We start from the raw sequence: 6,553 nt of genomic DNA, 5'->3' as shown, positions 1-6,553 counted from the left end.
CCGCCGCCCCCTCAAGACGGATTCTTGCGGTGCGGCACCACCGCCGTATTGGGGCGGCGGCGGATCATCAGGGCGAAACCATCGCGCACCCGGGTCAGGACGCGAACCGTCGCCCGCTCGGCCCCCGCCATCCGCTTGAAGACCTGATAGGCTCGCCGCCGTCCGCTGCCCGGCCCTACCTGGGCATAGGTTCTGAACCGTGCGTTCCGGACCACGCGACGCCCGAAACGGGTCCGGAGAAAGGCCAGCAGCAGGCCGTTCTTGGCCAACCAGGCGACGAGAATCACCATGGCGTGCGCGAACACGCCTTTGATGAGAACTCCGAACAGAAACAATAAAATACCGGCGATGATCGCTGTCAGCATAGCCGCTTTCCAAACCCATGGGCCGCGCCGAGATCCCCGGGCGAAAGCACCCGGTCTCCATAGGCCGGGGCAAACCGTCGGCAATCATAGCCGAAGGGGAAAAATACGTCATCTTCTATGGTTCGGAAACGGGGCCGATCGCGCCGAATTCGGCGCCGAAACCGGATCAGCGGCCCGCAGGCCCAGAACGGCCGGACGTCTGCGACTTCGGCGAGCGGGCGGTGTCGAACTGCGGCAAGGGCAACACCCCTGCCTCGATTTCCTTCACCTGGGCCACGATGCCTTGGGCTTTCTTGACCGCGTCCTTGACCTCGCTGTCGAGCATGTCGATGCCGCCGCGGACATTGATCAGGAATTGGGCATAGCTCATGCGAGCCTGCATGGCGCGACCGATATTGAAAGACAGTCCGGCACGCCCGGACAAAATGTCCTCGCCGGACTTGATCAGCCGGGAAAGCTGGGCGCGCAGAAGCGATTCCGCGCTGGCATCCACCGATTTGCGGATAATGCGCAGACGCTCGATATCCGCCGCGGAGCAGCCGTGCTGCTCGATGCGCATCTGCGCCAGCGCCATGAGGTTGATAAGGCGCTCTTCGGCATCGGCCACCGCCGTGGTCAGAGCCCCCTGCGCCTCGGCGCCGGTGGTGGTCACCAACCGCGCCAGAAGCTGCTCGATCAGGCGGGCGGTGACGAAGGCCTTGTCGATCACCGCGCGGGTCTGGCGGTCGCCCCCTTCGTCCTCCTCGGCCTCATCCGCCCTGGGACGCGCTGGCGCCGCGAAAGAGCCCCTCTGCGGCGCGGCCGCCGCCATTCCGGGCACCGGCGGCAAGGAACGCTCTCCCTGCAATTCCTGCCGGATGGCCCGCCGTTCCGATTTCTCGACCGCCTGATTTAGCTGCTCGGCGATGCGGTCCTCGGCCCGGCGGAACGGTCCCTGGTGACCCTTGGATGACCGGCGACGACGACAGCCGCCGCGATAGGTGGCGGTGGAAATGAAAGGCCGCTTGCCGTCCATGGCGGATAAAAGCTTCGCCTGCACCGCCATCAGCGAGGTCGGCATGGCGATGACCTCGCAGATTCCGGCCTCGCGGGTTTCCTGAAGCAGTTCCGGCGTCCAGTCCCGGCCCAGGCTGATGATGGGAAGCGTATTGGCGGGAGCGGACATTTCCCAACGGACAAAGCGAGCGATGGCAATGCTCCCGCCGCCCGGTACGTCGTTTTGGGAGATGATCAGGTCGATAGAGGGATTGGCGCGAAGGGCATGCGCTACCCCTCCGACATCGGAAAGATATTCGACATCATGCATCTTTACCCCAAGCAACAACTCACGCAGCACCCTGCGCAGGCCGCCGTCTGCGATAACAACAAGGCCCTTACAGGCAGCAAATGGCTTCATCTTGAGGATCTACCCCTTTTCGAACGCCACCGATCAGGTGTGTATCGAAGCATTGCCAAGGCCGCAGCACAACCCTCGAATTATGAGATTTACTGGCTATTTTTGCGCCGAGGTTGAGCTGGCCAGCCGGGCCATTCCATCTTTCGAACACGATTTCCTCGCCTCCCATGGACTCGGCACATCATACGGAATAAGCTTGCCACCAAGCGACCCCTCCTTCGGCGTACCGAGAGATGAGGGCGAGGGAATGGGGCAGACAAACCGAATTCTCCACTGTATCTACCACCCCTTCATTAAATACAATTCCGCCGTCTTATGAGTTAATGCATGTTGACTCTACCATCATTTAAGAACCTTGCATGCCTTCTGATTTCATCAGACAAGAAAAAGCGCCGCCTACTGGCCGACGTTCTTAATCAGATTGGAATTAGTGTAATTCACGAAACTGATACGGTTGAACATGCCACTTTACAGCTTCGTTACACCACCATCGATCTCGTCATTTGGGCGGAGGCCGGCGATGGTCACATCGACCTGCTGAAGCATATCCGGCGCGACTTGTCCCCCAGAGCCCGGACGGTTCCCTTCCTGTGCGTCACGGAAGGATGGGATAATGAGCGTCTGACCCGAGCCCGGGATGCCGGTGCCTCCGGCTTCGCCACCCTTCCCCTCACTCTGCGGGGGATGCTGAAAGCCGTCTCGGCGCTTCTCACCGACTCGCGCGAATTCATCAATTGCGGCGGCTATGCCGGTCCCGACCGCAGGCGGAACGATCTTCCCAACTACCAGGGACCGCGTCGCCGCGCCACCGATGGGACGGCCCCGCGCCCGGCGGCGGAAACCGCGCCGCCGAAACCGTCCGCCGCCGCCCGGCCCGAAAATGCCGCCGAGGCGCCGAGCGGCGCGACCGCCGAGACGCCAAGCCGGCCGCCGTCCAAAGCCACCGCCGGAATCGGCATGGCCGCAACATCCGGCGGCGGCCGAGGCCCCGATATCGAGCATCTGCCACCGTCCAACCGCCGCGTCCAGGTCGTCCAAGAGGCCCTGCGCATCTCTCAAGAGCTTCAAGCCCTGCTTCACGACCCCGCCGAGGAAAACGCCAAGGCGAAGATCAGCGACCATTTCAATCGTCTGATGAACCTCATGGGGCTGGTCCACGGCTATTGCCGGGAGGAAGGCGAGGCAGGGTCCTTCTTCAAGAAGAAATACGCCGAGATCATGCGGACCGTCAGTAAGTTCTCGTTGGGAATCCTGGCCTCCGGCCTCGAACGGACCGTCCAGGAATCGTCTCGGATCGTCGATGGAACCACCCCCGCCGCATTGGGAGCGTCGTCGAAGATCTTTTACAAGATGTCCGAATTCGACACCTTGATCACAATGCTCGGCGGCTACCCCTCGCTCTCCCTCGACCTGTTGGAGATGATCAAGACCGGATGGCAGAACGTGCTGTCGCTGACGGCCCGAGACAATACCCTCAGCGAGCTGGAAAAGGATGACGCCGCACCGCTGAAGCTTGTGGCCGCCAAGCGACTGAACGATGCGGATGTAATCTTGCAAGAGCGCCGCGCCGCCGATTCCCAAGAGGCCGCCTTCCAGCGCCTCAACCAATCGCCGACAGCGTAGCGGCCCCGGTCCCTATAGCGGCGAGCGCCAAATCCGGCGCACGCCGCGATCAGCCGCCATTGCGGCTGTGGCCAAGCGGCCGGAGGGCCGCGGACGCCTCGACCATATAGGCGAATTCATCCACCGCCGCCGCCGTCTCGATGACGGCGGTCTTTGCCGCATCCCCAGATTGGGGAATAAACCGGATGCGGATGTGACAGGCGTGCGGCTCTTCCCGGGCGATCCTGCTTTCCAGTTCCCGGGTCAGGGCATGGCACTCCTCGACCGTGACCTGGCTTGAAATGGAAAGCTGCAGATCCACTTCCCAGGTTTCCCCCATGCGGCGACCGCGCAGGTCCACGACGCTGACGCCGGGATGGTGGGCGGCCAGCAATTGCCGGATGCTGTCGATGCGATGGGAGGGAACGCTGCCGTCCATCAAGCCGTGGATGCTGTCCCAGGCGATCACCGCGCCGATGCGCAAAACCAGCAGCGACACCAAGATGGCGGCCAGATGATCCGCCGCCACCCATCCCAGGATGGACAAAACGATGCCCGCCAGTACCGCCAGAGACGAATAGGCGTCGCCCCGATTGTCGGCGGCGGCGGCCATTATGGCGGGACTGTTGGTGTGTTCGGCCACGCAGCGCAGATAGCGATGCATCAGTTCGGCGGTTCCGGCGGAGATCAGGGCGCCGAACACGGCCCAGACCTCGGGGACCTGCACATGGCCGGAGCCGAGATGGGTGACGTTGTACCACAGCATGGCGGCGGCCCCGGCCATCAAGCTGATGCCGATGAAATTGGCCGACAGGAATTGAACCTTGCCGTAGCCGTAGGGAAAGGCGGAATTGGCCGGTCGGCTGGACAGCTTGACGCTGGCCAGATTGATGCCCTTGGTCAGAAAATCGCCGAAGGAATGCAGGGAATGGGCCTGAAGCGCCATGCTGCCGCTCAGCACCCCCAAAGCGGTCTTGAACACGGCGAGAGCCAGGGCGGTGAACATGTCCAGCCAAGCCGCTCGGTCACGACATTCCTGGCATTTGCTTGGTTTCATCGGCCTTCCCAGCATCGGCGACGCCAATGCGCACCGTGGTTTATTCTATAGCAGTTGCCTGCCGTCCATGGCAACCGCACCACCTTGCAAGGCCGCGATTATTTGGGCACCAGCATGGGTAGGACGCCGGGCAGGATGTCGAAGCGGAAGGGGGCTTCCATCTTTTCCACCTCGCCGTCGATGGAGACCAGCGGCTTGCGCTGCCGGGTCCGGATTTCCAGCCAGGGCAAGGAGCCTCGGATGAGGGCCTCGTTGCTGGCCCAGCGCCCCATGGCCACCTGCAGGCCCAGATCCATGAGGCTGAAGGGCCCCGCCCCCTGCCCGATATAAACCCCCAGGGTAGCGCCATCCATGCGCTCGCGCTCCAGCTGGAACGGATCGGAATCCCGGCACATATTGTTGGACACCATAAAAAAGGAAGTGGCGATCCGGGCTTGGACGTCGGGTCCGATCAACTCCGCTTCGATCAAGCGATGCCCCCGGGCCAGGCCGGTCAGCCCGGCCAGGGCTCCGTCCAGAAAGCTCCCTCCTTTGCGGCGGGCCTCGTCGCGAGAACGGATGAATTCAGGAAATGCGCCGAGACAGGCACGAATCAGGAAGAAACGGTCATTGACCCGCCCCAAATCGGTGGGGGTGGGAACCGCATCGGCCAAGGCCACCGCCGCCCGGTCAAGGTCGAACGGCACTCCGAACTGGCGGGCGACATAATTCATGGTTCCCAGCGGCAGGACACCCAGGGACTTGCCGCTTCCCACCACATGCTTAAGCGATCGGGACAAGGACCCGTCGCCGCCGCCGATGATGACCGCATGGACGGCGGGATCACGGCACGCCTTGCGAATTGCGCGCCCCATGTCCTTTCCCTCGGCCAGGGTGACATGGGCCTGATGGCCCAGCGAGGTCCAGATGGCCGACAGCCGGGCGGCGACGACCGGGGGCGACAGGCAGGCGACGGTTCCCGCACGTTCATTGATGATCGCCGCGATGCGCATCGCTCCGCCCCGTCCCTGGTCAGCGGGGAATGGCGCCCGCGATCATAATTGCCATCTCATGCCGCCTTTCTTGTCCACCGGCACCTTGACCACGATGTCGTGGCATTTGATGCATCGTCCGGCCGGCGGATGCGGCTGGCGGGAGGTCGGCAGAATGGGCGGTCCCAGCTTGCGGACCCGCGAGAGATTTTCCAAAACGGCGCCATAGGGCGTCTTGAACTGGGAGCCGGCGGCCGGGCCGCCCACCATCAGGTGGCACTGGATGCAATCGCCTACATAGGGATGCGGCATTCCGGTTCCTGGCTTCACCGGCGGGATATGGCGGATGGTCATCAGCTTGTAGCGGAGCGGCGGTTCCAGCAGCCGCTCCAGCGGCGACAGCAGCGATGGCTCCATGGGCAGCGGTAGACGCCCCAGCAGCAGCCCCTCCGCCCGTCGGGGCGAGGTGGCGGGCGTTATGCCGGACGGCGTGGACAGCTGGTCCCAATAGAGTCCCAGCCCGATCGCCGCCAACAAGGCGATCATCCCCAAGCTTACCCAGCGACGGCCGCGCCGCGGCGCCTCCATGCTCACCTTCCCCGTCTCCTCGGACTCACTGCACCACCATCCACAGTGCCAGTCCCTCGTCATCGCGCAACTTGCAGGTCCGCCCGCCGACCTGGATCGACTTGACGTAAAGCTCGGCATTGGGCCGCCCCGGATCGAAGATGAATCCGACGCCGCTGACCCGCGCTCCGTCGAAGGACGGGCAGCCGATCTGGGTAAGATATGCCTGCGGCGCCACCGAAATCTCCTGCAGGGCGCCGGTGCCGTTGTCGATCCAGATATGGACCTGCCCCCAGCCGACATCGTTGCCGATGCTGGCCACCTGGGTGACACGGCCGCTGAACTGCAAAGGCGTCGCCGGGGTAAAGGGCGACAGACCCGGCAGGGCGGCGGGAAGCGACAATGCCTGGCTTTGGGCCGTGACGCCGCCGCCGGTTTTGCCGCCGCCTGTGAAGCGGTCGGGAAGCATGGCGCTCACAACCAGCCCCAGGATCAGGACGACCCCGAGGCCGAGCACCAGCTGGGGCGAGACGGCGCCTTCGGCCATCTGCCGAATACGGCTCAACATACGCTCTGGCCGGAAGTCCATGACGCC

At 63.7% G+C, this 6,553-nt stretch carries 7 protein-coding genes; 1 reads left to right on the top strand and 6 read right to left on the bottom strand.

Translation table 11 applies throughout. The features are described 5' to 3' along the window. Positions 1-11: 11 nt before the first annotated feature. The gene (mamW, locus tag H261_RS22110) at positions 12-365 is read right to left on the bottom strand and encodes a magnetosome protein MamW (protein WP_008622215.1); all 354 of its coding nucleotides are present in this window, start codon (positions 363-365) and stop codon (positions 12-14) included. 166 nt (positions 366-531) lie between these two features. Beyond that, positions 532-1,761, bottom strand: a complete 1,230-nt coding sequence (locus H261_RS22105) for a hypothetical protein (RefSeq protein ID WP_040477224.1) — start codon at positions 1,759-1,761, stop codon at positions 532-534. A 327-nt stretch (positions 1,762-2,088) separates the two neighbouring features. Between H261_RS22105 and H261_RS26290 the strand changes: the two genes are divergently transcribed. Continuing rightward, on the top strand, positions 2,089-3,384 hold the full coding sequence (locus H261_RS26290) for a response regulator (RefSeq protein WP_235063022.1): 1,296 nt from the start codon (positions 2,089-2,091) through the stop codon (positions 3,382-3,384). A gap of 49 nt (positions 3,385-3,433) precedes the next feature. Here the strand turns inward: H261_RS26290 and mamV are convergent, their stop codons facing one another. The 4 genes from mamV to mamS form a co-directional block, all read right to left on the bottom strand. Continuing rightward, positions 3,434-4,420 carry a CDF transporter MamV gene (gene mamV / locus H261_RS22095; RefSeq protein ID WP_235063021.1) on the bottom strand — a complete coding sequence of 329 codons (987 nt, stop codon included), beginning with the start codon at positions 4,418-4,420 and terminating at the stop codon, positions 3,434-3,436. Between the two features lie 98 nt (positions 4,421-4,518). Beyond that, positions 4,519-5,412, bottom strand: coding sequence for a lipid kinase MamU (gene mamU / locus H261_RS22090; RefSeq protein WP_008622201.1), 894 nt, complete (start codon positions 5,410-5,412; stop codon positions 4,519-4,521). Between the two features lie 42 nt (positions 5,413-5,454). Continuing rightward, positions 5,455-5,937: a magnetosome protein MamT gene (gene mamT / locus H261_RS22085; RefSeq protein WP_008622199.1), complete on the bottom strand. Its 483-nt coding sequence runs from the start codon at positions 5,935-5,937 to the stop codon at positions 5,455-5,457. 67 nt (positions 5,938-6,004) lie between these two features. Continuing rightward, a partial coding sequence (mamS, locus tag H261_RS22080; protein WP_235063020.1) for a magnetosome protein MamS occupies positions 6,005-6,553 on the bottom strand: 549 nt, incomplete at its 5' end.

Origin of the sequence: Paramagnetospirillum caucaseum, assembly GCF_000342045.1 — a bacterium.
In the GTDB taxonomy this organism is placed as follows: domain Bacteria; phylum Pseudomonadota; class Alphaproteobacteria; order Rhodospirillales; family Magnetospirillaceae; genus Phaeospirillum; species Phaeospirillum caucaseum.
The sequence above is the reverse complement of the archived record's forward strand: the minus strand, read 5'-3'. Positions and strand labels throughout refer to the sequence as shown.